We start from the raw sequence: 865 nt of genomic DNA on the forward strand, positions 1-865 counted from the left end.
GGCGTCGAACCAGATGACCCTCGCCACGGCCTGCGCCGGCATCAGGAACAGCTTCAGCACCGAAAGCGCCAACGCCGGCCGGACATTGCCCGATATGCCGAAACGGCGCAGGCTGAGCCCCATGGCGAACAGCGCCACTGGCCCGGCAGTGCCAGCCAGCGTATCGACCAGCCGCGTGGCAAGGTTCGGCAGCGGCGCGCCGGTTAGGCGCCAGGCCAGCCCGGCCAGGATACCGATGATCAGGGGATTGGTGAACAGTCTTCTCAGAAAGCTCTGGACGATGCGCAGCAGGTGTACGGGCTCACTGCCACCGCGGCCAAATATCTCGAACATGATGATCGAAGCCATCATCATGGTCGGCAGATGCACGGAAACGAGCAGCGACAGCACTTCGAATCCCCTCGACCCGAATACGCCGAGAACGAAGGGAATGCCCAGCAGCACCACATTCGAGAAGGACGACGACACTCCACCGACGATGCCTGCGCGTGCGTCCCGCCCGAAGATCCGCGTCGTCACCAGATGGCCGGCAGCCCATGTCATTGCAACCGCCGTGAAGTAAGCGCCCCACAGCGGCCAAGGCGCCACGCCATGGAAGTCGGACTTCACCATCGTCTGGAACAGCAGCAGCGGCATCGCCACGTTGATGGCAAATTCCGAAATCCCCTCGCCGCTCGCCGGCTTCAGATAGCCGGTGAGCCCGGCGAGGTAGCCGAGCGCGACAAGGCTGAAGACGAAAAGAACGGTTTCGGTGAGCGGAGACATTTTTACCGTGAGGGGCGGGTTCCCCGTGATAGGCGAGCCAGGACCGCGACGCAATCGCGCCTGAATTTGATCATCGTCGGCTGGCAGCGTTATAGAGGGC

1 protein-coding gene is annotated in these 865 nt (G+C 63.0%); it reads right to left on the reverse strand.

From position 1 onward, the window contains the following. Positions 1-765: AEC family transporter (locus EN879_RS37510; RefSeq protein WP_164774921.1), on the reverse strand; the 765-nt coding region annotated here is incomplete at its 3' end. Between the last annotated feature and the right edge of the window lie 100 nt (positions 766-865).

Origin of the sequence: Mesorhizobium sp. M7A.F.Ca.AU.002.02.1.1, assembly GCF_003998535.1 — a bacterium.
In the GTDB taxonomy this organism is placed as follows: domain Bacteria; phylum Pseudomonadota; class Alphaproteobacteria; order Rhizobiales; family Rhizobiaceae; genus Mesorhizobium; species Mesorhizobium ciceri.